This window comes from Psychrobacter sp. W2-37-MNA-CIBAN-0211 (genome assembly GCF_040309405.1).
GTDB classification, from domain to species: domain Bacteria; phylum Pseudomonadota; class Gammaproteobacteria; order Pseudomonadales; family Moraxellaceae; genus Psychrobacter; species Psychrobacter glaciei.
In genome coordinates, this window is the sequence record NZ_JBEOOU010000206.1 from 1 (window position 1) to 271 (window position 271).

At 59.8% G+C, this 271-nt stretch carries 1 protein-coding gene; it reads right to left on the minus strand.

Annotated features, from left to right (window positions below):
* A partial coding sequence (locus AAEY72_RS14925; protein ID WP_352311333.1) for a M20/M25/M40 family metallo-hydrolase occupies nt 1-271 on the minus strand: 271 nt, incomplete at both ends.

Below are 271 nucleotides of genomic sequence, written 5' to 3' on the forward strand. Positions count from 1 at the left end.
GCTCCAGGCCAATGCCTGGGCGCCTGCTTTCAATTGCGCGGGATCTGTGAATTCCTTCGGGTTGTGGCTTATGCCGTCCCGGCTGGGTACAAAAAGCATTGCTGTCGGACAGTGCCCGGCCAGATACATGGCGTCGTGGAAGGCGCCAGAACGTATCGATTGCCAAGTCAGTCCTGTGGCGTCGCAGGCGTTCTCCAACACATTGATGACCTGATGATCGAACGCGGTCGGGCTGTGGCTGAACAGGCTGGTCAGTTCGGCGTCGGCAGGC